This window comes from Anaerovibrio sp. JC8 (assembly GCF_002100115.1).
Lineage (GTDB): Bacteria > Bacillota > Negativicutes > Selenomonadales > Selenomonadaceae > Anaerovibrio.
This window is the reverse complement of record NZ_ANBM01000005.1, coordinates 15334-41414: the sequence shown is the minus strand read 5'-3', so window position 1 is coordinate 41414 and position 26081 is coordinate 15334. Positions and strand designations below refer to the sequence as shown.

Genomic DNA, 26081 nt, shown 5'->3' with positions numbered 1-26081 from the left:
TGTTTTTAAGCTGCCCTAATTGGCAGTAATATTAAAATTATTTGGATGATGCTAATATAGGATTGTTTTCAGGAGAAGTAACCTTTGCCTTTTTGCTGCCGGCAAACAATGAAGAATTAAGCAGCAGCTTGCCGCAGATAAAGGTTATTGGCCAAGTAATAATGACGGCAATGATGAATTTATAGAAGGCATGAATATTCATATTCATCATATACAGAGATGGCCAGAAGATGAAAATTGTATGGCAGAAATACATGGTGTATGAGGTAGACGCCAGATTTCCCAGAGTATTGTTGGTGAAATTACAGAAGCGGTAGAATATGCCTAACAGGGCAAAGACACTGGAAGTAAGCAACATGGCATGACTAATGGAAATATAAAAGAGAAATTCCAATGGACTGCTTACGATGGCTGGGCTGTGAATGAAGGACCAGTCAATGAAGGCAGCGGAGATGATAAACAATGGAGTCCACTTGGCGGCAGAAGGAACATAGCAGCCTTCCTCAAACCAGTGGCGACGCCAAGCGTGAATACCGAGGAAGAAGTAGAGGACATACAATAAGACACGGCTAACCTGAACCTTAAGAATATAGAAAAAATTTACCCACAGATATTCGTCACCGGTAATCATATCAATGACCATGCCGTTTATGAATGTAAACAGGGTAAGTCCCAGGAATAACCAAATTTTTGGAGAACTAGGAGCTTTCTGCTGAGCATACGATGGACGAATTTTAACAATGAAATAAGCAATAGCGTAGAGCATCAGCAACATTCCAAGATACCAGAATGGAACCTGATTAAAGAATTCGCCGGCACCGCCAGTAGCTGCATCATACCAGTAATATTTTGTAAGAGCCGTCCAAATGTCATTGCAGAGACCACGGCTATATGGCATGATAATGCTGGTAAGTGGAGCGATAATCAATATACCGATGAGCCATGGTATACCTATACGGGTCCACTTTGGCATCCAGAACTCCTTGCCAGTTTTCTTGGCCAGTGAGCGGATGGCAAAATATCCTGATATAAAAAACATTATTGGCATAATAACCATGTCGGTAACCATTACAAAATAATTTAAGCCGACGCTTGGCTGGGGATCAAGGACATACCACCAGGGAAGTGGCATAACGATATAGCATAAAGCTATATGCAGTAAAATCATCCAATTGACCACGAAGGCTTTTAGATTATCCAAAAAAAATAAACGTTGCATATATAAAGCTCCTTTTTAAATAATGTGTTGATTTGTGGTATTTGGTGCATATACATCAAATACCTTATAAAATTAATCATCCTCTAATCGCTTTAATAATTCCAGAGTTGAGTCGAATTTTTCCAGCTCCTCTTTGGTGAATAGCTTTGCAAAATCCTCCTGAGCCTTATTCCAGGATTTTGATGATTCGTTAAAGACATCTTCACCATGTTCCGTAAGCCAGATACTGCTGTTGCGTTGACCATCCGTTTTGCGATCCTCCAGCAAGCCTTTTTTCAGTAAGGGCTGAATGGAGCGGTTAATAGTGGATCTGTCCAAATTCATCATATCGCCCAATTCGCTTAGGGAGCTGCCACCATTGTATTTTATGATGAAAAGCAGAGTGAACTGCCTGCCGGTGATGCCACAATCCTTCATTCTTTTGTTATAAAAATCTCTGCTGAGCATCTCAGCCCAACGGAGCTTAAGATAATAGCAGGGAATGTCTTTAAAAGATAACATCCAATTTTCCGCCCTTCGAGTTTTGTTGTATATGCATCATTTTAGATGACAAACGATATTTTTGCAACTAAAATTTTAGTTTATGAATTAAGTCGTTTCGCGGTATAATTTTATGCAGATGTATTATTGTTGAGGGGAGTATATATTATGTCAAGTAAATGAAATGAGCCCTTTGATTTTCATTATCGGACAATCAGCAAAGGGAGCTATAGGAAAATCCACGGAAGATTTTAAGGAAATGACCTTGGCGGAGCTTCTTCCCATGAGCTTCGGCCCTGAATTTTTAAAGTAAAAAGACATAATGAAAAGGCTCCGATTTCGGAGCCTTTTTTCGTGGTATCTGCCTATTTTTCGTCTTTGTCCAGTAAAATTTCCTTTAGAGTACCGAAGACCTTGCTGATGTCAATTGGCTTGGCCAGATGACCGTTCATGCCAATATCCAATGCCCGCTGCTGGTCTTCCTTGAAGGCGTTGGCTGTCATGGCTACTATAGGGATATTGGCCTTGACCGGATCTTCCATTTTCCTTATTTGTTGTGTAGTGTCGTAGCCATTGAGATTTGGCATCTGAACATCCATAAGGATAATATCATAATAGTTGGCATCATGCTCTTTCAACATTTCGATGCATTCCAGACCGTCCTTGGCCCTTTCTACGGCAAAGCCGCTGTCCTCCAGCAGGGTCATGGCAATTTCTGCATTCAGCTCATTGTCCTCGGCCATCAAAATCCGTTTTCCGCTGAAATCCAGAACCTCCGGATGAACATTGCTGCCATCAGCCTCCTGAGGTGCTTCGCCAATTCTATGCGGGAGCCTGAAGGTCATTTCAGTTCCTTCTCCCAGCTTACTCTTGACTTCAATAGTACCGCCCATTATGTCTATCATGCTCTTTACGATGGCCATACCCAGGCCGGTACCCTGAATACCGCTTTGGGAGGTGGTGCGGGCACGGGAGAACTGTTCAAAGATTTGGCTTACAAATTCCTCGGACATACCTATACCGTTATCACGAACGGTAAATTCCATAATACACTCACCGTCGTTCTTGCCAGGCAGCTCCCTTACACCGGCAAAGATATCGCCACCCTCAGGGGTATATTTTACGGAATTGCTGAAGATGTTCATGATAACTTCTGCCACATGGGTCCGGTCAATATAAAGGTATTTATGCTTGATGTCACAGGAGCTGGTAAAATGCTGGTCCTTGTTTTTCATTTCCCCTTCAAAAATTGCCAGGCAGGACTCAAACAGTTCAACAGCATCAGTCAGGCCTTCTTCAATAACCAGCTTTTTGCTTTCGATGCGGGACATTTCCAGAACATTGTTCAGAATATCCAGCAGCTGGTGGCTGGCCATCTTGATTTTCTTTCGATATTGCTTATTCTTGATGGTGCTCTCTGAGGATCTTTCCTCCAGCTCAGTAAAGCCGATAATGGCATTGAGTGGGGTGCGGATATCGTGGCTCATATTGAACAGGAAGGCGGTCTTGGCATCGTTGGCCTTGTTGGCTGCATCCCTGGCCTCCTGAAGCTCAGCCTGCTGGTCCTGAAGCTGTTTGTTAAGTATTTTGGTTTTGGCCAGCTGGAAATCCTTTTCCTCTGACAGCTCTTCAAGAAGGGCCTCACGGGCCTGCAGCTCTTCGTTCATGGCTGTAAGCTCTTCGTTGAGGACAGAAATTTCCTCCACCTGGTCTGCCAGCTTTTGCCGCTGTTCCTCAGTGGTGCGGAGATATGCGCTTTTCTTCTTGCTTTCTCTTGACATAAAGAAGATAACGGTCAGGAAGAACAGGCTCACTATGGCAATAGGAATCCAGATATGCTTGCGGAAAAAGTCTGCAACGGAAATCTCATTTTTTGGCATGTAATTGTAGGCATGGGAAAGTGCAAAATCCTTGTCGATGAGGCTGAGGCCATGATTTAACACCTGCATTCCCTCATTATTTGACCGCAAACCGGCAAAGCCCAAGGTTCCCTCGTGCAAAAGCTGGGCTGTATTCAAATCCTTATAGCGTTCACGGCTGCGCAGTAGATATTCTGTTCTAAGGTCGCTGACAAATACTGCATCAGCTTCGCCCTTTAAAACCGCGTCAAGGCAGTCATAGGCATTTTTGTAATATGTGAATTCACTATTTGGGTAATATACAGATCTGTAATCATCCATTATGCCGTTGCGCTCTGATACGGCTATTTTGGATTTGGCCAGGTTCGGATATTCCCCTGCGTATAAAACATTAAAGTAGGAGCTTACGGCCGGAACACTTGGCACTATATCATGTACTTCAGAAATCCAGTAATTGGATACAACCGGGAATATTACATCCACATCGTGGTCGTGGAGGGCTTTATTGAGATCGGTGACGTTGTCATAGCCCTTGTAGGATATTTTAATTTTGGAAAAGCCCAGAGAGTTGAATATTTCAGGAACAATATCCTTCACAACACCCGTCACGTTGCCGTCGCTGTCAGTGGTGCAGTACGGGAGATAGTCATTTAAATAGCCCACGGTAATGCTGTCATGCTCCGCCAGCCATTTCTGCTCAACCTTGGACAGGGTGGTGGTAAAGGAGGTCCGTTTAAACCACTTGTTGGTGAGGTCAGCGATAAAATCAGGACTTTCCCTGTATAATCTGTGCTGGGATTTATCAACCTCCGCCAAAATATCAGGGCGGGCCTTATTGACCGCTAAATAATAATCAGAGTAGCCTGCCTCCAGACAATTCTCAATTCCCATATTTTTAAAGGAATTATATCCCTCGGCAATCATTATATCTACGAGGCCTTTTTTCAGTGCATCGTCCCGTTCCTTGATGTCTGTATATTGGATGATATCTGCATTAATATTGTGGTCTTTCAGAAATTTTACGGCAAGATTATATTGGGCACCGGTAAGAGCTGCAATTTTTTTGCCGGTAAAGGAGTTGGGATCCGATGTAACAGAATCATCGGAAGAACGCTTGAAGAACAAATACTGAATGTAGCCCATAGGTGCATCAGGAAAATTGATAACCGCCTCACGGTCCGGAGTATGGGCCAGTCCTGCCAAAAAGTCGATTTCTCCCTTCAGCAGCTTATCATACAGCTCACCATAGGTACCGTATACATATTCATATTTCCATGAGTTTAATAATTTAAGGCGCTGCAAATAATCGTAGGCATAGCCGCTTTTTACGACATTGTCACCGGAACCCATCTGGAAACCGGTCTCTTCATAATATCCCACCCGGATAACCTTTTCATTATTAGCTTCTGCAGGCAATACGGACATAATCCTTGACCCGGCGACAAAACAGGCCAGCAGAAATGTAAGGCAAAACAGCATTTTTATGTTAAGGTATTCTAATATTTCCCTATGTATACAACGCACTTTTGGCACCTCCCAGAGTACTAGCCAAATAATATCTTTTGGTTAAGTTATATTCTTTATTACTGTAGTTAAATCCTTTTACTAACTCAAAAAATAATGTTATAAAATGGGAAAAAATGCATGTAGATGAAGGTAAACAGACAATAATAAAGCAGGAATGTGGAATTATATGTAGAATTATATCTCCATATAGTGTATATCTTTTTGATATTTCATTACGTTTTGAAAAAATACTATTATATGATGCTTAAGGATGATTTTTGGCGGGGGGATGGTGCCTGAAGAAATTTTTTATGTATCCGATATTTGATAATTGCACTAGGGAGGTAAAAAAATGAGAAAATTGTTTGTTGCTGTACTTAGTCTGTTGGTGATGACCTGTACAGCCGTGTGTTTTGCTGCTGAAACCTATCAGGTGATATATGATGCAGAGAATTTTACGGAAAATATGAGAGATAATGATGCGGTTTCAGATACATTCAGTACTCCGTATGGTACGCTTAAGTTCCAGATGCGTAAGCTGTGGCAAACTGGCAGTGACAAGAGAATGCATCTTATTGTATGGCTTAATGACACCAGAATATCTGAACAATATTATCCTGAAGTAACTAACGGATATACATTCCGTGTAATCAAGAATACCAGCAACAGCGAGTTATATTACGTAGTTCAGTCTATTGAACGTGCATATATGTATGGATATTCTCCGGATGCCCAGAAGATTGTGACCTATATTGACAGCCAGAACTATGCTCATGAACCAGGAACCTTCCCATATATCGTTGTTTTGAAGAATGGAAATTTGGTCCTGGCCTTTGAAAATGCATATATACCACATCCAAGATCTTCCCGCTACCAGTTCACCTGGGATGCCTCAAAGAAATGGTTTGGTTATTCCGACATTGGCAAGGACTGGCCATCAATAATAAGAGATAAGCAATAATGTGGAAACGGCCTGTCGGAGTTTGACAAAAGACTCTGCCGGGCCGTTTTTATAATTCGCTTATTGCATTGCTATAATCAGGTCTTGACAGTCACCCGGGCAGATGGGGTATTATAATTATTAACTAAACAATACAAAGGGACTGGTTTAAGATGTTATTTGATATCAGGAAAAAAATAAATATGCTGGTTTCAGTTGCTTTGGCCGCATCAGTTGCTGTTGCAGGCGGTCTTTTTGCGGGCTGTGGCTCTGAATCGGCAGTTGATCCGTCCAAAACCGTAAATATTGCCATTCAGCCATCTGCCGCCTTTGTTCCTTTATTTGTAGCCAAGGAAAAGGGCTGGATAGAGGAGGACCTTAAGGCACAGGGGTTGACTGTAAAATGGCAGGATTTTGAGTCCGGCCCACCAATGAATGATTCCTTGGCTTCGGGAAAATCTGATATAGGTGTTATTGGTGATGTTCCCGTTGTATCTGGGATTGCCGGTGGTCAGAATAATGAGCTGGTAGCTATTACCTGTGAGGGTCCGTCAGCTTACGCCATTGTGGCGGGCAATCGGAATCAGCTTTCTTCTCCTGCGGAATTTAAGGGGAAGACCATTGCCACGGTTATTGGTTCCACTGGTCATAACCTTACCCAGAAGTTCCTAAAGGCCGGTGGCCTGACTATTGATGATGTCAAGCTGGTTAATATCATGGCCGGTGATGCAGAAGCTGTATTGGCCAGAGGAGAAGTGGATGCAGTGGCTATTTGGGAGCCAAATGCAACCCGTATAGCGGAAAAGGGGATTGGCCGTATCATCAGTGATGGTACCAAGGTTGGTCTGCTTGGCGTAAATGGCATGGTGGCGAGAGCCGAATACGCAAAGTCACATCCTGAGGTGGTATCCATCATAATCAAAAACTATGCCCGTGGGGTACAGGAGCTGTCAAAGCTGGATGATGCTACCCTCAATAAGGTTGCCAAATACTTATCCCTTAAGCCGGAGCAGCTCAAACCGGTTATTTCAAAGTATAGCTATACGGTTTATATTGAGGATAAGGATATAGCCGGATTAAATGACACTATTAAATTCCTGGTAGGTATTGGCAAGCTGAAAAATGATTTTGATATCAGCAAGTTCGTTAACCGCGAATATTTAAAGGCTGCCAATGTGGACCAGTATTTGAAGTAAGCATAATTGACATAATAAATAAAGCCGTAGCCCTTGTAGTAAGGGTTACGGCTTTTTACGAGGAAGATGCGCTATGAGTGAGAACAGTTCATTGATTTGTGGCCTGTGTCCCCATAAATGTGTTTTGAGTTCTGGGAAAACCGGATTCTGTGGCACAAGAAAAAATGTTGATGGAGCCATTGTCAGCCTGTCCTATGGGCAGGTTACCGCCTTGGCTGTTGATCCCATTGAAAAGAAGCCACTATATCATTTTTATGCCGGCTCCACAATCTTGTCACTGGGTGGATTCGGGTGCAACATGAAATGTCCCTTCTGTCAAAATCATGATATTTCCCAGCATGGTATAGAGGTATCACAGGGCTATGTGTCCCCGGAGAAGCTGGTGGATATAGCGCATAAAGCCACCAGGGAGGCCAGGAGCATCGGGGTGGCCTTTACCTACAATGAGCCATTTCTGAGCTATGAGTATATAATGGATGTGGCTCCTTTGCTGAAATCAGCAGGACAAAAGGTGGTGCTGGTCACAAACGGACAGGTATTGCAGGAGCCTTTGGAGAGTCTGCTTCCGTATGTGGATGCCATGAATATCGATTTGAAAGTATTTTCTGAAGATGGCTATAAGTGGATGGGGGGAGATTTTGCCACGGCAAAGGCAACTATCCGCTCAGCAGTTGATGCCGGTGTGCACGTGGAGGTAACCACCCTTGTTATTCCGGAAATTAATGATGACCCGTCCATGATGCGGGAGGAGGCCCAGTGGCTTTCTGAGCTGGGGAAGGATATTCCCCTTCATTTATCACGTTATTTTCCCCGTTATAAGTTAAAAACCGGGGCAACACCTGTGGAAACACTGCATCTGCTGCAGGATATCTGCCGGGAGTATCTGGATTATGTTTATTTGGGGAATGTTTAAACAGGAATACTGTTCATGAAGAAAACGAGGTATTGTTGCAATGAGTAAAGCTGTGGATTTTGACAGAAAAAAGCTGATACAGACGGCCATGGATCATATAGCCGGAGCCTATGCACCTTATTCGGGCTTCCATGTGTCAGCGGCGTTGCTGATGTCTGACGGAAGGGTTTATACTGGGGTAAATGTGGAAAATGCCTCTTATCCGGCGGGAATATGTGCTGAGAGAAATGCCATTTTTCATGCCATTGCCCAGGATAAAAACGCCAAGCTGGTGGCTGTGGCCATAGTGGGGGGACCAAATGGTGATATTAAGGACTATTGTGCTCCCTGCGGTGTCTGCCGCCAGGTTATGAGGGAATTTGGCAATCCTGCGGATATAAGGGTAATTATGGCCAAAAGCACGGAGGATTACAAGGAAATGACTCTGGAGGAGCTCTTGCCCATGAGCTTTGGACCTGAATTTTTGAAATAGAAATTCCTCATAATACAAAGAAGCCCACAGTTATTGAATATTTACGTCAATAACTGCGGGCTTTTGTGTTTATTCTGCCTATTAAATTAAAGCTTTGCAAACTCGATTTCAGCAGGAACCTCAGGCGCAACTCCATCCGGCTTTATGCTCTTCATCTTGCGGAGAGTCAAATCCAGGTTGTGGAGGCGGTTGGCCTGCTGTATTTTAAAGGCTTCACAGAGCTGCTGATACTGTGGTGTGCTGCCCCGGAGGCCGCGGTATTTTGCAGAGAAGGTGCAGTATTTAAAGAGGATCTCCCTTGCTTCCTTATTGAGACGGGACATGCCCTGTGCCTCGTTGAGAATATACTTCTCATAGTCAGCCACGAATACCACCTTGTAATCATTGCGGGCCTTTTGCAGTGCCATCTTAATGGCTTCCTTGGCATCGCTGGAAAGATAGCCGTTCTTGCGGTAGAACTGGAGATAATTGGTGTACTCCGAGGTAAGGGATGGTTCAGAAATATCAGAGTAGCGGACACCCATAATGCGGCGGCACATTTCCCAACGGAAGAAGGCACACATCTTTACTACGGTAGCATCCACGTCCTCAGTGTGGAAAATGGACAGCATCATGTGGGCCGGAGTTTCCTTGCGTGGTCCCTCAACCTCCTGCCACATAAGGCCACGGGTGCCAATATTCGGCATGAGGATAATATAAGGCTTAACCTCGGTGTTGTACATGAAATGCTGAATCTTGAATTCAGGATAGGATTTAAGGGCAGGACGATAGAACAGGCTGTAGTCAATATCCAATACCTTGTGGAAGGACTCCCGTACTGCGGATGGAGTCAGCAGGCACTTGTCCAGAGGACGGATAACGTCCTGGGAATTAAACATAGGCACGAAGGATGCCAGATGGCCATGGGTGGTCTTGTTTGCACCCATGAACATGTTATGAATTTCGTAGTTAACCTTGGCACGGCCGTCTTCCTTCAGCTTGTCAGCTTCCTTCTGGCTCATTCTGTTGTTGCGGACCTCTTCACGGAGATAATCCAGCCAGTCACTGTCAAATTCGTTCTTGGAAGGCATTGCCTCGCCCTTGTAAATCTTTACCAGCCAATCGTAGAAGGAGAGAATGCGTCCCTTAGGGTCCTGCTCCCAGCCAACTGCTGTGCGGTAGAGGAACTCGGTATTGGCTTCGCCGGCCATAACCTCGTCCACAAAGCCAAAGTAGAAGAACATCTGAACCTCTACAGGAAGATGGTCAGTTTCCATGCTCTTGAAGAATGCTTCCTCATAAATCTTGTAGAAGCCGTCGCACAGGCTTCTGCGGAGACGACGCATTTCGTCTGAGTGGGAGTGACGATCTTCAATATCAGTGTAGGTCTTAACGTCCTTGCGGAAGTTATCAGCTACATCAGGATCTACGCCGGAGAAGGCCAGAATCATGTCAATGGCATTCTTGATAGCAGGAGCAGTACCAGAGGCACCGGAGCTGCCACCGCCAACACGGGATTTTACATTGTAGAATTCTGTGGTGAAGTCCGCAGAGGTGGATTTGGTGGTATCAATAAAGCCAAGAACAGACAGCAGCTCCTGCTTAAAGTAGCGTCCCAGTGAAGCGGCACGCATAACCGTTTCAACGCAGAAATTTACATTGACAGGGTAGAAGCTGCTTTCCAATGCCTCCTTGTTTTCACAGTAGGCGTTGCACATATCTGCCTGCCAGCCGGAAAGAGCTGCAGATGGCTCAGGAGCAGCCAAAACATCCAGCAGAGGATACTTTGAAGGTGCCTGCCCCAGCTGTACACACATAAACTGATATTCATTGTAATTGTATTTCAGTTCCTTGCAGAGGTCAGCAGCTGCATCTGTGGCTTCTGACAGGGCACTGAGGGTATTGCTGACTGCTTCCATGTTGGCTGCTGCAATGGCTGGTGCCACGGCAGGAGTGCTGGTTACAGCAGTTACAATATCATCCTCGGACTCATAGTCAAAGCGTAGGATAATAGTAGTATCCTTTGCCACATAATCAAAGGTGAAGGCTTCACCAGGCTGATAGGTGGCACCTATCATGGAACCGTTGGTAAGACTCACCTCTGTATTGCTGCCGTCAGTCATGGCTATTTCGCCTGTAAGAACGATATCCAGGAATTCAACGGCTTCATCACGCTGATGAAGGGTTTGTCCTTTTTCAATTTTTATCTTCTCCACGAAGCTACCTCCTGTTTACGTAAACACATTTTTAATCAATTCTATTCTATATAAATTGCAATATGTAGGCAAGGGAAAAGAGTCCAGTATTTGAAGTAAAATAGTCCTATGAAAAGTTAATTAATAATAAGTTTTACACATATTGTATTTATTGTATAATGAAGGGGATTTTATTAAATAATTAATGTTTGGAGAATTTATATGTTTTTAGCCCGTGACAATCATTTTTCAGCCCAGCTGTTGTCCCGTACAGCCCTGATTATTGCCATGACCACAGTTCTTGGTCAGATACATTTTTTTAAAATGCCCCAGGGGGGAGAGGTGAATATTGGAACCATGGTGCCCCTTATATTGCTGGCCTACTGCTATGGCAGCCGTGTTACCCTGTTGGCTGGATTTATTTGCGGCACTATCAACCTGATGGTGAATCCATACTTTTATCACCCTGTTCAGGTGCTGTTTGACTATCCGTTTCCTTATATGGCCATGGCAGTGATGGCCCTGTTTAAAAAACGAATAATTTTAGGTACGGTAGTTGCCTTTTTTCTGAAGTTTATGTGTCATTTTATTTCCGGTGTTGTGTTCTTTGGAGCCTATGCACCTGAGGGGACATCTCCTGTAATTTACTCAGCTGTATACAATGCTGCAACTATAGTTCCGGATCTGATTATTTGCTGTATTATACTTCATTTTTTGCCAGTGAAACGCATTATTAAAGCCATGAAGGATGAGTCCATATAATATGACAATAATGTCCATTTACGGTGGACTATATCGGATAGTGTCCTATAAATAAGGATATTTTGCATACAATTGTCTGACAGTTTACCCTTTTTATAAAAATATATTACAAAAATTGATATTTTTCTTGACCTATACTGAGGATAGTGTTACTATATGTCACAACAAAACAACACAAATGCAAGGACTCAGGACGCGAGTGCAGATGTAACGCTTTTCAGCGAGCTTCAGTATGGTGTGAGTGGAGCAAAGTGGTCTGTATTTTATCACCTGTCAGCAGAGGGCTGAACCCAGTGTAGGCTGTAGTAAGCTTCTCCGGTGTCTTCACCGTTATCAAAAAGGACAGATGATGGTCTGTTATAAAGTGACTGCCTGTATGGGCAGTAAGAGAAGTGGTACCGCGGAGTTAATCCTTCGTCTTCAGAAACTGAGGACGGAGGATTTTTTACTATGAAATCTTAGTGAATCAAATCTGAAAGATGAAGATGAACTTTAGATTTCGTGTAAGGGCTGATGAAAGCCGGTATGCTTTCATCTTGCTTGTTTGGTGTTGTGAGGACTTATATTTTTTTAAGATTAAGGGAAAGAAGGAATTGTTATGAATGGATTAATGGTCGTTGGTTTTGCGATGGTGTTCTTTGCCACTGCTTATCTGGTCTATGGCCGGTGGCTGGTAAAGACCTGGGGAATTGATGTTAATGCCAAAACCCCGGCACATGAATTTGAGGATGGCAAGGATTATTCTCCAGCCTCCAAGTTTACTGTATTTGCCAATCAGTTTTCCTCCATTGCCGGTGCAGGTCCTATTACCGGCCCGATTATTGCCGCCATGTTCGGCTGGCTGCCGGCTCTTCTCTGGCTGCTGGTAGGTGGTGTGTTCTTTGGTGCAGTTCAGGATTTTACAGCTCTTTACGCTTCCGTAAAGAATCAGGGCAAGTCCATGGGCATGCTCATTGAGCAGTATGTGGGCAAGACTGGCCGCCGCCTGTTCCTGCTGTTCTGCTGGCTCTTTACACTGCTGGTAATTGCCGCTTTTGCTGATATTGTTGCCAATACCTTCAACGGCTTTGCCAAGGATGGCAGCCTGGCTGCTCCGAATGCTTCTGCCGCTTCCATTTCCATGCTGTACATTTTCGTGGCCATGGGCTTTGGCTTCTTTATCCGCAAGTTCCAGCCAAAAGAGGGAGTTAAGCTGGCTGTAGGCTTTGTACTGTTCCTGGCCATGATGGCTACCGGTATTGCTTTCCCAATGTATTTTGATGCCACTGTATGGCGTTATGTGGTATTTGGCTATTGCTTTATTGCTTCTGTGCTTCCTATGTGGCTTCTTATGCAGCCTCGTGACTATCTGTCTTCCTTCCTGCTTCTTGGTATGCTGGCAGGTGCCATCATCGGTGTTTTGGTTGCCAATCCTACAATTAACATGCCGGCCTTTGTTGGCTTTGAGGTTAAGGGTCTGAGCCTGTTCCCAATTCTGTTTATCACCATTGCCTGTGGTGCCGTTTCCGGTTTCCATAGCCTTGTTTCCTCCGGTACTTCCTCCAAGACTATCAATAATGAAAAGGATATGCTCAGCGTTGGCTATGGTGCTATGCTTATTGAATCCCTGCTGGGTGTAGTGGCACTGGTAATTGTTTGCTCCGCTGCTACCGGTGGTGTGTTGCCACAGGGTACTCCTTTCCAGACCTTTGCCGGGGCTGTAGGCGGTTTCTTCATGATGTTCGGTCTGCCTCAGCATGTGGCTGTATGCTTCATGACCATGTGCGTATCTGCATTGGCCATGACCACTATCGATTCCGTTGCCCGTATCGGCCGTATGTCCCTCCAGGAGCTGTTCGCTCCTGATGCCGGTGAGGAGCAGGGGCCTGTTGCCAAGTTCTTCAGCAATAATTACGTTGCTACCTCAGTGACTCTGGTATTGGCGTATCTCCTTTGCCTGGCCGGCTACATGAACATCTGGCCTCTCTTTGGCGCTGCCAACCAGCTTCTTTCCGCCCTTGTGCTTATTGCTTTGGCTGTATTCCTTCGTACCACCGGCCGCAAGGGATGGATGCTTTATGTTCCTATGACCTTCATGTTCCTGGTAACCATGAGTGCACTGGTTCTCAGTGTTGTGGGTATTTACACCAAGCTGGGCACCGGCAACTTCGTATTCATGGTGGATGGTCTTCAGCTGATCTTGGCCCTGGCTCTTATGACCTTGGCTGTGCTTGTGGTTAAGCACTGCGGCAGGGAGCTGCTGAAGGGACAAGTTGAGGATGATAAAGATAACGAAGAACCTGTTGCGGATTTATAACGAGCTTTAAGATGATTACAACAGCTGACGAACATATCTCCCAGCTCGTTGCGACACGAACGAAGTGAGTTAGTCCTTTAGGGAAACGCTAATTGGAAGATTTTTCTTCTAAAGAAGAAAAATTTGAACAATGGCGTTATAATATGTAAATAATAATCCATAAGGACACTTGTATTTTGCAAGTGTCCTTCATTTTTAGCAGGATTTTTATAATTCATATAGAAATAGTACACAGGCAGGTATGTTGTAAGATATTATGACATAGCAAATATTGGGGGATAATTATGTACGGTGATTTGCTGAGTAAGGAAAAGGAGATACTTCAGACTTACTCAAAAAACATTGAAACTTATAATGAATTAGGTGAGATTCTCCACAATAAGCTGACGGAGATGATAAAGAAGCATAATTTTTTCACCATGGAAGTGTGCTACCGTGTAAAGACTGTAGACAGTCTGGCAGACAAGCTCCGCCGTAAAAGTGGCAAGTACCAGTCCATTTATGATATTACGGATCTTTGTGGAGCCCGCATTATCTGTTATCTTAATGATACTGTGGATGAAATTTCCGATGCCCTAAGGGAAACCTTTGTGGTGGATGAGGAAAATTCTGTAGATAAGCGGAAGGCCCTCAGCGCCACCCAGTTTGGTTATCTTTCCCTTCACAATATTATTTCTCTAAAGCCGGAGGATGGCTATAAAGAAGAATTTTGCAAAATTCGTTGCGAGATTCAGATCAGAACGGTGCTGCAGCATGCCTGGGCAGAGATAGAGCATGATCTGGGCTACAAGAGCTCCTTTGGCGTTCCTAGTGCCATTCGCCGTGAATTTTCCCGTATTGCAGGCTTGCTGGAGATTGCGGATAACCAGTTTGTGGAGCTTAGTGAAAATATCAAGAACTACAAGCATGGTATTATTGAGCAGATTGCCCACGGGGAATATCAGATACTGCCACTGGATGAGGTTACCCTGAATGAGTACCTTTCCAAGAATGACGAGTATTTCGAGTTTATCGAGATGTACAGCAATGCCCTGCAGATGGAGTATCTGCCTACACCGGCCTACAATCATCTGCGGAATTTATTCTGGTTTGAAATTAAGACCCTTGGTGATTTGTATGGTGCATTCCTTGAGTACAGTGATATCATGCTGAAGCTCACACGATATTACGCCCGTGAGACCCATACGGAGTACTTTACCACCAATTTGCTGTTTAACAATTTGTGTCAGGCCATTCTCATAAAGAACAAGTACACCAGGGAGCAGGTGAAGCGCTTTTATGGATTGTCTGCCAGCGGCAACGATAAAAAGGTTAGGCATGATACCGATGAGCTTTTTGAAATCAGCCGTAAGCTGCGCCTCGTAAATGAAAGCAAATGGATTTCAGGTATTTGGGGCGATGCATAATAAAGATGTTTTTTATGGAAGGAGAGTTTAAGATGGATAAGTATCAGTGCGGACCATGTGGTTACATTTATGATCCTGAGGTGGGTGATCCGGACGGCGGTATCGCTCCAGGCACAGCATTTGAGGATATTCCTGATGACTGGGTTTGCCCAATCTGCGGTGTAACCAAGGACATGTTCGAAAAGGCTTGATAGGGGCATAAGAAAAGCAGGGTTCCTGTAAAAGGAATCCTGCTTTTTAATTTCATCTACATTATACTAATTCGGCAGTTAATAATCGGCAAAACATAATACTTACTTTCGACGATACTTACTGGTCGTCTTCCACGTCTCCCAGAAGGTCGTCTACTTCCTCATCACCTTCTACCACAAAAACACATACCCAATAGCATCAGTTTTGAATTTCACCTATGCACCCCCTTTTTTGGTTAGAAAAAAGAGTCAGACTATATTGAATATTTTGTCTGTATCTACATTATACTAATTTTTGATTCCCTTGACCACCCCTATGAGGAAATTGCGAATATATATCATTTAAAATATCATTATCGGAAATTTCTGCAATTTAAAAGTGTATTTTTATTAAAAATTTAATATCAATAAAGGATATTTTGTAGCCGATAGCGAATTTTACATGTGTGAAATGTGAAAGAAAGCTCAATTCGCTGAAAAGAGGGAAGAGTATGAAACTAAAAACGCAGGCAGTAATTTTTGTTGATGGGTGTTTGCTCGTTGCATGTGTATTGCTGGGTATTCTTGCTTATATTAACTCAGCAAAGGGCTTTGATGATGCTTATATCAGCAAGGTTTCCGGTGTGGCAGAGCGGGTGGAGCAGCTTATTGCTGTAAAGTATCCAGGGGAATGGAATATTAAGGAAGGTAAGCTGTACAAAGGCAGCACCCTGATGGAGGGCCTTACCAGTGAGCTGGACAACCTTGCCGGTGAGGAAGCAGTAACCATTTTTAACAATGATACCCGTGTATCCACCAATGTTATGAAGGATGGGCAGCGGGCAGTTGGTACAAAGGCCAATGAGGACATCGTTGCCAGGGTTATGGGCAAGGGTGAAACCGCCAATGTGGAGGCCGATGTTATTGGTGTGCCATATTATACCTGCTATCAGCCAATTGTGGACGGCAGTGGCAAGCGTATCGGTATGCTCTTTGTGGGTGCTCCAAGCGCTCCTGTTATTGCCCTTGAAAGAGAGTTTATTTTCAAGATGGCCATGGCTGCCATTGTACTTTTCCTGATAGTTGGTGCTATTTCCATCTATATCATTAACCGCAAGATGAATGCGGTATATGATGTAACTGAGACAATGGAAAGAATTGCCGCCGGTGATCTTACTACCAGGGATATTGCCGCTGTTGGCAACGATGAGCTGGCCCAGCTGGCCATAGATACAAACAAGATGAAGAATACCATGCATGAGCTGATGAAGAGCATAGGTGTTTCTGCATCTCAGGTGGCAGCAGGCTCCAAGAATATTTCTGACAGTGGCAACATGCTGGCCCAGGGGGCAACAACCCAGGCCGCTTCTGTGGAGGAGCTGTCAGCCACTATTCAGGAAATCACCCACCAGACAGCACAGAATGCCCAAAAGGCTGAGCATGCCAATGAAATCACCAATGATGCCAACGGCAAGGCTGATATGGGCAACAGACGCATGAATGAAATGTTGAAGGCTATGGAGGATATTAATCAGTCTTCCAATAATATTGCCAAGATAATTAAGGTTATAGATGAAATTGCTTTCCAGACCAATATTTTGGCTCTCAATGCCGCAGTAGAGGCCGCCAGAGCCGGTCAGCACGGTAAGGGCTTTGCCGTGGTGGCAGAGGAGGTAAGAAATCTGGCTGCCAGAAGTGCCAAGGCTGCCAAGGAAACTACGGATATTATTGAGGAATCCATTAGCAAGGTTAACCTGGGAACCCAGCTGGCCAATGAAACCTCTGATGCCCTTAAGAGCATCAAGGACGGGGTTGGCGAGGTCGCTTCTTTGGTAAGTGAGATTGCAGATGCCTCCGTTAAACAGAATTCTTCCCTGCAAATGCTTAATCAGGGCGTGGTACAGGTGTCCAATGTGGTTCAGACCAATTCCGCTACAGCAGAGGAAAGCGCATCCGCTTCTGTAGAGCTTAGTGCTCAGGCAGAGCTGTTGCAGGAGGCTGTAAGACAGTTTAAGGTTTAAACAACAGTATATAATTAAATTATTATTAAAATAGGTGAAAACATGGATTTTCACCTATTTTTTTCTTATAATAAAGGTAATAATTAAGTTAAAATTCGATAACATCGATAATATGGTAACAAATCTGTGTGTTGACGGCATAATGCTTATAGAGAGGTGATTCATTATGTTGAGGAGATTAAGTAATGTAAGAAAACAAAAGGGGCAGGGTATAGTGGAGTATGCTCTGCTTTTGGCTTTTATTTTGGCTATTGCTATTGCCATGCAGGGCAGTGGAATTGATAATGCCATAGCCAATACATTTTCCAGAGTAGCTCAGGCCTTAGGGGTTGAGACAGATAAGGATAAGTGGAGTACTATGAATGCCAATGATCTTTTGGCTGACACCGCATCTGCTGAGGCAAGGTTGGCATCTGACCGGGATTTTTTGGCCAATATTGGGAAGCAGTTTATTGGTTTGACCTCATCTGAGCTACAATCAAAGTATAATATCAATTCCAATAAGATTCCACAATGGGGTGTACTGGTAGGACACTTGACGGAGAAAAGGGATGACCAAGGAAATTTAATATCCACCAACCATGATACTAATGAAACCAGTGCTAAAACCGGAGATTTCTATGCTTGGGGAACAGGGAGTTCAGATTACGATAACACAAGGCGTTATCTCTATTCCGATTTTGCCCTTACTCATGCTCAAGATGATTTTAATAATAATGGCAGGACTACCGGTAACGGTATAAAAATAATGGGTTTTACTTTTGATAGCAATAATCAGGTAGAGAGTGTTCATTTAATCGTAAATCCACAAAGTGCAAATCATGATGGAAATGATATTGAAGTAACGGTTACTAAAAATAGTTACCAATAATGTTATTTCACAAAAAGCAAAAGAGGTTAGCCAATAGGCTAACCTCAATTTTTTATATAACTAAAATTGGTTTGATGAATAATTTTTTTTAATTTATAATTAAGTATAAAGTACTAGGTGACGATAGAACAGTAACAGGAATGTATTAAATGAGAGACATAATGTACTTAGAGAGGTGATTCATTATGTTGATGAATTTGCGTGATGTAAGAAAACAAAAGGGGCAGGGTATAGTGGAGTATGCTCTGCTTTTGGCATTTATTTTGGGTATTGCCATAGCGGTGCAGGGCAGTGGCCTAGATAATGCCATTGCCAATACCTTTGCAAGAGTAGCTCATGCCCTTGGGGTTGAAACGGAGCAGGAGAGATGGGCATCAATGAGTGAAGCGGACTTAAGAGCTATTGATAACAGCGAGCGTTTGGCTGCGGATAAGGATTATTTGAATAGCATAAGAAATAATCTTCTTGGAAAGACTAAATCTGAAATACAGACAATGCTTGGGACTACGAAAAATGATGAAATTTTGTTAGGCACATTTAAATTTACAGACGATACTAATAGTTTTTATACCACAAGGGGTAGTTCTGGTGACGGAGAAACTCATGACTTGAGTATTTTCGGTTTTTCAACGCGGGAGGAAGGATCATCCCAAAGATATTTATTCTCTGATTATGCTTTGGATAACGCAGGAAACACACAAACTAAGTATCTTGGTGTAAAGGCAAAGAATTTAAAATATACTAATGGAGTATTAACGGATGTTGAGATTGTGGTGAATCCAAATTCTTCTCCTAATGGTAGAGAAGCTGGGCTTACAACGAAAAAATGATTCTAAAATATAATTACAAAATAAAAGAGGTTAACCAATCGGCTAACCTCAATTTTTATGCCCCGTAGGGGCCTTTTTACTTTTCAGCTACAGTTTTTACAATTTCAAGGGCCCAGCGGGCAGAGTCATACAAATCCTTGATTTCGATGTACTCTTCCTTGGTATGGGCTTTTTCCATGCCAACAGCAAGAACTGCGGTTGGTACACCATAGGTGTTGAAGTGGTTGGCATCGGAGCCACCGCCGGATTCCTCCAGATTTACAGGCAGACCAAGCTTTTCAGCTGCTTTTACTGCTGTCTGAATAGCCGGGGAGTCCTTTTCGTGGCAATATGGGCCGTAGTCAGGACTTACCTCAGCGGTAATCTTGCAGCGGGTCTTTTCAGCACCATTTACGAAGTGGTCGCAGATATCCTTGGTAATCTTGTCCAGCTTTGCCTTATCACGGCTGCGGCTTTCGTAGAATACGTCACAGAATTCTGCCACAACATTGGTAGCGGAACCGCCGGAGATTTTGCCAAGGTTGCAGGTGGTTTCCTCATCAATGCGGCCCTGTGGAGCATCACTGATAAGAAGACCGGCAGCACAGATGGCATTGATACCGGCATCTGGGTCTACACCTGCGTGACTTGCCTTGCCCTCAATGTGAATCTTTATCTGATTTTTGCCAGGTGCCATAAAGGTTATGCAGCCAGGATGGTTGTGGGTGTCCAGAGTGAACCCGAAGTCAGAGTGGAGCAGGCTCTGGTCCAGATTCTGGGAACCATGTACGCCATTTTCCTCGGCTACGGTGAATACAACCTGAATAGGACCGTGAGGAATATTGTTTTCCTTCAGCTGGCGGAGAGTTTCCAGAATGGCAACCACACCGGCCTTGTCATCGCCACCAAGGATAGTGGTGCCGTCGGAGGTGATGATTCCGTCCTTAATAACCGGCTTAACGCCTTCACAAGGCTCAACGCAGTCCATGTGGGCAGTGAGCATTACAGTAGGGGCGTCCTTGGTGCCAGGGAAATCAGCCACCAGATTACCGGTATTGCCACCCAGCTTTTCACCGGCATTATCTTCCTTTACGGTGCCGCCCAGTGCTTCCAGACGCTTTGTCAGCAGGTCGGCAACCTCACGTTCATCATGGGTAGAACAACGAATCTGTACTAATTCCAGAAACTCGTCCAATACACGTTGTTCATTAATCATAGGATATACCCTCTTCCTTACATAAAATAAAATAGAACGAGGTAAGGAGAAAGCCCTACCTCGTTGAAAGCTAAACCAGTTAGATTATATTATAAGAAAAGCATCAGTGCAATAGCAGCAGCCAGACAAGGCAGTGCGTTACGCTTGGATACTTCCATAGGGTTTACCTTTGCCAGACCAGCGCAGATAATGGCAGCACCAGCCACTGGGGACATGGAACGGCCCATTGCACCGGCAATCTGTGCCAGGGAACCGAGGTTCATAATGCTGAGGCCGAACTGCTCTGCATTAGGAGTAACTGCACCATTGAATGCAAAGGCAGCGGCATCGCCGGAACCGGAGATAACAGCAATAAAGAAAGGACCAAAGGTGCCGGCAGCAGCGGCTGCAGACTGGGAGCCTTCCATAATCTCGGTCAGTGCGTTGGTCAGACCAACAGCAGCCATACCAGTGGTGAACACGCTGGCGCAGACGATAAGACCGATTACATCGCCATAGGCATCGCCCATGCCCTTGAAGAAGTTCTTGCAAACCTGCTGTGCGTTGGACCAGGTAACCAAAAGACCGAGAACAACACCCAGAATCATGGAGAGAGCAACGCTCATCTCAGGCAGAACAGCAACCTGCTTGGAGCTGAGAATCAAAAGAACAAGCGGAATCAATGGTACGATAGCCTTTAAAGGATTTACCTTGAAGGAACCAATATTCTGAGCTTCACCATCTTCAAGAGAAGCCATATACTCCTTGCTACGTTCTTCGTTTGCGCCTTCCTTCATAATAACGGCATAGGCAGTCATTACAGCAACGCAGGCGAAGGATGCAATAACGGAAGCAGGGGTCTCGTTGATGATAACGGTCATCATATCAGTGCCAGCCAGGTCAGCCACAAATGGGTTGTGGGCATTACCAGGGCTGATAGCACTACCCCAGGTGCCAGCCAATACAGTGGCAGCAGCCATAGCTGGGTGAACACCAGCAGCAATCAGGGTAGGAATCAGGATACTACCAACAGCTGCAGAGCAACCTGCTGCAGAAGGGATAGCCAAGCTGATCCACCAGGTCAGGAAGAAGGAAAGAGGAACCAGAATGATACGGCCCTTTTTCAATACTCCGGAAATGGAATGTACCAGATGCTGGTCGCATTCGGTCAGCTTCATAACATAAGAGAAACCCATTACGGTACAGATAGTTGGTACAAGGGAGTTATTAGTCATGGCCTTCATGAAAGCCTTCATAATATCCTCTGGCATGTTACCAATCAAGCACATGATAACACCGGCCAGGAAGAGTACCAGGCGCGCTTCAACCTTTTTAATGATAAGCGCAAAAGTTAAAATAACAATAATAATACCAGCGAGAAACATTTTTCAACCTCCTAAACTCACTGTAAATTAATAATCCAGGGCTAATTATAGCTTAACTTTTTATAATTTTCAAACTGACTGAATAATACAAAGTTGTCCTTCTGGGAAACATTAAAAATGAAAATGTCCGTATAGAGAGGATTTTTCATAAAAAAATCATGAAATCCATTTATTATTATTGAAAATTTTAGTTATTGTAATTATAGAAAAATATTATGGGAAAATTTGTACAATTGCGTTATAATATAATCCGTATGCTAAAATTCATCATACATTTTATGATAAATATATAGAGAAACCGAGGGATTATAATTTTGTACGCATCCAATGAATATGCTGATATTGAGCAAAAGATATTGAAGGGAGAGAGGCTGACCAGAGAGGACGGAATCCGTCTTTTTAATTGCCACGATATTGCATGGCTGGGCAATATGGCAGATATGGTCCGTAAAAAGAAGTGTGGCGATATTGTATATTATAATGTAAATTGTCATGTGAATTTGACTAATATTTGTACCTCTCACTGCAAATTCTGTGCCTTTGGCAAGGATAAGGACAGCCAGGGGGCCTATGCCTTTAGTGTGGAGCAGGCCCTGAATGTGGTACGGGATGCCAAGAAGGACCCTAATCTGGCAGGACTTCATGTGGTAAGCGGTCTGCACCCTGACTGGAGCTTTGAGGATTATCTGGAGCGTCTGCAGGCCTTGCATGACGAATTTCCGGAGCTGTATCTGAAGGGCTTTACAGGGGTGGAAATAACCCATTTTGCCAAGATTTCCGGCCTCAGTATTGAAGAGGTGCTTAAAAAATTAAAGGCTGCAGGCCTTCAGGCCATTGCCGGTGGCGGAGCGGAGATTTTATCTGATCGGGTCAGAACTGAGCTCTGTCCGAAAAAGGCTACGGCAGATGAGTGGATTGAGGTGGCCAAAACTGCCCACAGGCTGGGTATCAAATCCAATGCCAGCATGCTTTATGGACATATTGAGACCATTGAGGAGCGGGTGGACCATTTAATTAAGCTCCGCAATTTGCAGGATGAAACCGGTGGGCTCCAGACCTTTATCTGCTTCCCGTTCCTGCCAAAGAATACGGAGCTGGGAGAGAGCGTCAAGCAGACCACCATGTGGGATGACCTCAGAACCATGGCCATTTCCCGTCTGATGCTGGACAATATTACAAATATAAAGGCATATTGGGTTATGCTGACGGTGCCTGTGGCCCAGATTGCTTTGGGCTTTGGTGCCAATGACATAGATGGTACCATTCATAAGGAAACTATTCTCCATGATGCGGGAGCCACCAGTCCAACGGCTCTTAGTGAGGACCGTATTATTAAGATTATTAGGGATGCAGGCCGCATTCCGGCAGCCTGTGACTGCAACTTCAATATTTTGCGCCGCTTTGACTGATTTCAGTGCAGTGTCGAAGGAGATTTATCATAATGACTGAAGAAATAAGAATAGCCAGAGCCAAGGCTGAAGCCGGGGAACGTCTCAGTCTTCAGGATGCCCTGGCCCTGTATGAGGACAATGACCTGCTCTTTTTGGCCTCCTGCGCCAGAAGGCTGAAGGAAAAGAAAAGCGGAAAAAACGTATATTATAATGTAAACAGACATATAAATCTGACAAATATCTGTACCTCTGGCTGTCCTTTGTGTGCCTTTCAGTGCGAGGAAGGAGACAAGCGGGGCTATGTGATGGAAGCTGAGGATATTGCCAAGGTTCTTGAGGATGCCAAGCAGGTGAAAAATCTTGGTGAAATTCATATTGTCAGTGCCTTGCACCCTACCAAGGATTTTGAGTATTATCTAAATGTGGTACGTCAGGTGAAAGCGGCACTGCCGGATGTGGATATCAAGGCCTTTACCCCTGTTGAGGTGGTGCATTTCAGCCAGATGACCGGTAAGCCTGTGAAGGAGATTCTGCAGATTCTTCAGGAGGCGGGCTTGTCCTCCTTGCCAGGAGGCGGTGCAGAAATTCTCAATGACCGTGTCCGCAAGGAAATCTGTCCGAAAAAGGCAACTACTGCCCAGTGGATTGAAACCATCAAGGCTGCCCATGAGCTGGGAATTCGGACTAACTGCTCCATTATGTATGGTCATATTGAGACCATTGAGGAGCGTTTGCAACATCTTTTTACATTGCGGGATATTCAGGACGAAACCGGCGGTTTTCAGGCCTTTATTGCCTTTCCGTTCCATCCGGCCAACACTCAGCTTAGCCATTTGAAGCGGGTTGGTTCCTGGGAGGATATGAAGATGATAGCTCTGTCCCGGCTGATTTTGGACAATATTGACCATGTGAAGGCCTTCTGGATTATGCTGACCACGCCGTTGGCTCAGCTGGCCCTGGGCTTTGGTGCAGATGATTTGGACGGTACCATTGGCGAGGAAAAGATTATCCACGAGGCCGGGGCCAAGACCGGCACCGGCACCACCAGAGAACGCCTCAGAAAGCTCATTACTGAGGCGGGGATGATTCCGGTGGAACGGGATACCTTCTATAATCCAATAAAGGAGGCGGAGTAAATGCGAATGGAAGCCAAGGAAGCCATTGAGCTGCTGACTCATGGTGACCCTATAGAATTGGGCCGTCAGGCTGATGCAGAGCGCCGCAAGCGGTTTGATGATACCGTCACCTTTATTGTGGACCGAAATATTAATTATACCAATGTGTGCAAAAATGAGTGCCGTTTTTGTGCCTTTTTCCGTCGCAAGGACCATAAGGATGCTTATCTGCTGACCAATGAGGAAATTCTGGCCAAGGTGCAGGAGACCGTGGATGCGGGTGGTACCCAGCTGATGATTCAGGGTGGGCTGTATCCTGATTTGGGCCTGAAATATTACGAGGATATGCTGCGGGCCATTAAGAGCCGGTTTGATATTACCATCCATTCCTTTACAGCCACGGAAATCCAGCACTTTGCCTATCAGGAGGGCATTTCCATTTTGGAGTGCCTTAAACGTCTGCAGGCTGCCGGTCTGGACAGTCTTCCGGGTGGTGGGGCAGAAATACTGGTGGATGAGGTTCGTCAACGGGTGAGCCCAAAGAAAATTATGACTGATGACTGGCTCCATGTTATGGAATGTGCCCATTCCATAGGAATGGAATCCACTGCAACCATGGTTATTGGTTTAGGTGAAACCATGGCCCAGCGGGTGGAGCATTTTGAGAGAATCCGTCAGCTTCAGGACAAGACGGGGGGCTTTAGGGCCTTTATATCCTGGACCTTCCAGCCTCATAATACGGAAATGGGGGGCGAGAAGGTGTCCGGCTGGGATTATATGCGAAATCTGGCCATGAGCCGCCTCTATATGGATAATATCAAGCATATTCAGGGCTCCTGGGTGACCCAGGGGGAACGCATTGGCCAGCTGACTCTGGGCTTTGGTGCCGATGATCTGGGCAGCATTATGCTGGAGGAAAATGTTGTAAGAGCGGCCGGAACGGCGTATGATATGTCCATAAACAAGATGGTGGATATGATACGGGGAGCTGGCCGCAAGCCGGCCCAGCGCAATACCAAGTACGAGATTTTACGGAGGTTCTGATATATGGCTGAAAATATGATTCCCAAGGCTGATTATGCCGTAGTTGGCGGGTCCGGGACCCTGTCCAGCGATTTTCCCGCCAATGTTAAGGACGAAGATGTAAAGATTGTGGCGGAGAACCTTCATTTTGATACCCCTTATGGGGAAAGTCCTGCTTTTCGCCACTTTACTGTGGGAAATAAGCACGTTTTGACCGTGAGAATGCACGGCTGGCGCAGTGGTGTTACCAGAGCTGACGCTTCCCGCCAGGTGTTCTGGGTTTTCCGTGAAGCCGGCGTAAAGCGGATTATTTCCGAGGGTGGCGTTGGTACCGTCAATAAGCTGCTGGATATTCGGGACTTTATGGTGCCTGATGATTATCTGGATATGTCCATGCGCAAGGATGTAATGCTGGATGGCCGCTACCTTCTGGTAATGCGGGATGCCTTGTGTCCTGAGCTGCGTCAGGCCCTTATTGATGCTACCAAAAAGCGGTTTACGGGGCGTATCTTTACCAGAGGCACCTATGCAGTGACAGATGGCCGTCATTTTGAAAGCCCCGCCGAGGTGGCTATGCTCAACGGCCATGCGGATATTGTGGGACAGAGCATGTGTCCTGAGGTTTATCTGGCCCGTGAAATCGGGGCCTGCTATGCGGGCCTGTACTTTACCGTTAATTACGGTGAGGGCATAAAGAAGTGGTCCCATCAGGATATGACTGATATTTTCTATGACGATGCACCGATGATTGGTGAGATTATTTTGGAAACCATCAGAAATGTGGATGCAGAGGACAGGCATTGTGAGTGTCTGAACCTTCGCAAGGAAACCCTGCTAAAGGATGTCTACAATCAGGAATCCTCCAAGGGTTGATTAAT

Annotated in this window: 21 protein-coding genes; 15 read left to right on the top strand and 6 right to left on the bottom strand. The window is 44.8% G+C overall.

Translation table 11 applies throughout. The annotated features are described in order from the left end of the window. Positions 1-37 precede the first annotated feature (37 nt). From D081_RS05880 to D081_RS05870, 3 genes are all read right to left on the bottom strand, one after another. Positions 38-1219, bottom strand: coding sequence for an acyltransferase family protein (locus tag D081_RS05880; RefSeq protein ID WP_085023196.1), 1182 nt, complete (start codon positions 1217-1219; stop codon positions 38-40). 72 nt (positions 1220-1291) lie between these two features. After that, complete coding sequence (locus D081_RS05875; protein ID WP_085023195.1) at positions 1292-1720, bottom strand: MarR family winged helix-turn-helix transcriptional regulator; 429 nt, start codon at positions 1718-1720, stop codon at positions 1292-1294. Between the two features lie 344 nt (positions 1721-2064). Beyond that, positions 2065-5082 (bottom strand): transporter substrate-binding domain-containing protein, encoded by a 3018-nt coding sequence (locus D081_RS05870; RefSeq protein ID WP_085023194.1) that lies wholly within the window; start codon positions 5080-5082, stop codon positions 2065-2067. Positions 5083-5416: 334 nt separating this feature from the next. On the opposite strand from D081_RS05870, the gene D081_RS05865 reads away from it, so the two are divergent. The 4 genes from D081_RS05865 (at position 5417) to cdd (ending at position 8585) form a co-directional block, all read left to right on the top strand. After that, positions 5417-6025, top strand: coding sequence for a hypothetical protein (locus tag D081_RS05865; RefSeq protein ID WP_085023193.1), 609 nt, complete (start codon positions 5417-5419; stop codon positions 6023-6025). Positions 6026-6207: 182 nt separating this feature from the next. Then, on the top strand, positions 6208-7200 hold the full coding sequence (locus D081_RS05860) for an ABC transporter substrate-binding protein (RefSeq protein ID WP_158087572.1): 993 nt from the start codon (positions 6208-6210) through the stop codon (positions 7198-7200). A 73-nt stretch (positions 7201-7273) separates the two neighbouring features. After that, the gene (amrS, locus tag D081_RS05855) at positions 7274-8113 is read left to right on the top strand and encodes an AmmeMemoRadiSam system radical SAM enzyme (protein ID WP_085023191.1); all 840 of its coding nucleotides are present in this window, start codon (positions 7274-7276) and stop codon (positions 8111-8113) included. 40 nt (positions 8114-8153) lie between these two features. Further along, positions 8154-8585 (top strand): cytidine deaminase, encoded by a 432-nt coding sequence (gene cdd / locus D081_RS05850; RefSeq protein ID WP_085023190.1) that lies wholly within the window; start codon positions 8154-8156, stop codon positions 8583-8585. Positions 8586-8671: 86 nt separating this feature from the next. Here cdd and D081_RS05845 read toward each other — a convergent pair whose 3' ends face one another. Beyond that, a complete protein-coding gene (locus D081_RS05845; RefSeq protein WP_085023189.1) occupies positions 8672-10780 on the bottom strand; it encodes a cyclic nucleotide-binding domain-containing protein in 2109 nt (702 codons plus the stop codon). Positions 10781-10981: 201 nt separating this feature from the next. On the opposite strand from D081_RS05845, the gene thiT reads away from it, so the two are divergent. The 7 genes from thiT (at position 10982) to D081_RS05810 (ending at position 19115) form a co-directional block, all read left to right on the top strand. Then, positions 10982-11521: an energy-coupled thiamine transporter ThiT gene (thiT, locus tag D081_RS05840; protein WP_085023188.1), complete on the top strand. Its 540-nt coding sequence runs from the start codon at positions 10982-10984 to the stop codon at positions 11519-11521. 598 nt (positions 11522-12119) lie between these two features. Continuing rightward, complete coding sequence (locus tag D081_RS05835; protein ID WP_085023187.1) at positions 12120-13817, top strand: carbon starvation protein A; 1698 nt, start codon at positions 12120-12122, stop codon at positions 13815-13817. A 284-nt stretch (positions 13818-14101) separates the two neighbouring features. Beyond that, the gene (locus D081_RS05830) at positions 14102-15223 is read left to right on the top strand and encodes a GTP pyrophosphokinase family protein (protein ID WP_085023186.1); all 1122 of its coding nucleotides are present in this window, start codon (positions 14102-14104) and stop codon (positions 15221-15223) included. A 32-nt stretch (positions 15224-15255) separates the two neighbouring features. Beyond that, on the top strand, positions 15256-15414 hold the full coding sequence (gene rd / locus D081_RS05825) for a rubredoxin (RefSeq protein WP_085023185.1): 159 nt from the start codon (positions 15256-15258) through the stop codon (positions 15412-15414). Between the two features lie 491 nt (positions 15415-15905). Beyond that, positions 15906-17414: a methyl-accepting chemotaxis protein gene (locus D081_RS05820; RefSeq protein ID WP_085023184.1), complete on the top strand. Its 1509-nt coding sequence runs from the start codon at positions 15906-15908 to the stop codon at positions 17412-17414. Positions 17415-17628: 214 nt separating this feature from the next. After that, positions 17629-18285 (top strand): Flp family type IVb pilin, encoded by a 657-nt coding sequence (locus D081_RS05815; protein WP_085023183.1) that lies wholly within the window; start codon positions 17629-17631, stop codon positions 18283-18285. A gap of 185 nt (positions 18286-18470) precedes the next feature. Continuing rightward, complete coding sequence (locus D081_RS05810) at positions 18471-19115, top strand: Flp family type IVb pilin (RefSeq protein WP_085023182.1); 645 nt, start codon at positions 18471-18473, stop codon at positions 19113-19115. Between the two features lie 76 nt (positions 19116-19191). Here D081_RS05810 and D081_RS05805 read toward each other — a convergent pair whose 3' ends face one another. Together D081_RS05805 and dcuC are read right to left on the bottom strand one after the other, a co-directional pair. Then, on the bottom strand, positions 19192-20310 hold the full coding sequence (locus D081_RS05805) for a M20/M25/M40 family metallo-hydrolase (protein ID WP_085023181.1): 1119 nt from the start codon (positions 20308-20310) through the stop codon (positions 19192-19194). 89 nt (positions 20311-20399) lie between these two features. After that, positions 20400-21674: a C4-dicarboxylate transporter DcuC gene (dcuC, locus tag D081_RS05800; protein WP_085023180.1), complete on the bottom strand. Its 1275-nt coding sequence runs from the start codon at positions 21672-21674 to the stop codon at positions 20400-20402. 314 nt (positions 21675-21988) lie between these two features. On the opposite strand from dcuC, the gene mqnE (D081_RS05795) reads away from it, so the two are divergent. From mqnE (D081_RS05795) to D081_RS05780, 4 genes are read left to right on the top strand one after another with little or no spacing between them, the layout of a single operon-like run. Beyond that, positions 21989-23083, top strand: a complete 1095-nt coding sequence (gene mqnE / locus D081_RS05795; protein ID WP_085023179.1) for an aminofutalosine synthase MqnE — start codon at positions 21989-21991, stop codon at positions 23081-23083. Between the two features lie 32 nt (positions 23084-23115). Then, positions 23116-24201, top strand: coding sequence for an aminofutalosine synthase MqnE (mqnE, locus tag D081_RS05790; protein WP_085023178.1), 1086 nt, complete (start codon positions 23116-23118; stop codon positions 24199-24201). After that, complete coding sequence (gene mqnC, locus D081_RS05785) at positions 24202-25224, top strand: cyclic dehypoxanthinyl futalosine synthase (RefSeq protein WP_085023177.1); 1023 nt, start codon at positions 24202-24204, stop codon at positions 25222-25224. It begins immediately after the preceding gene. A gap of 3 nt (positions 25225-25227) precedes the next feature. Continuing rightward, the gene (locus D081_RS05780) at positions 25228-26076 is read left to right on the top strand and encodes an MTAP family purine nucleoside phosphorylase (RefSeq protein ID WP_085023176.1); all 849 of its coding nucleotides are present in this window, start codon (positions 25228-25230) and stop codon (positions 26074-26076) included. The last annotated feature ends 5 nt before the right edge of the window (positions 26077-26081 follow it).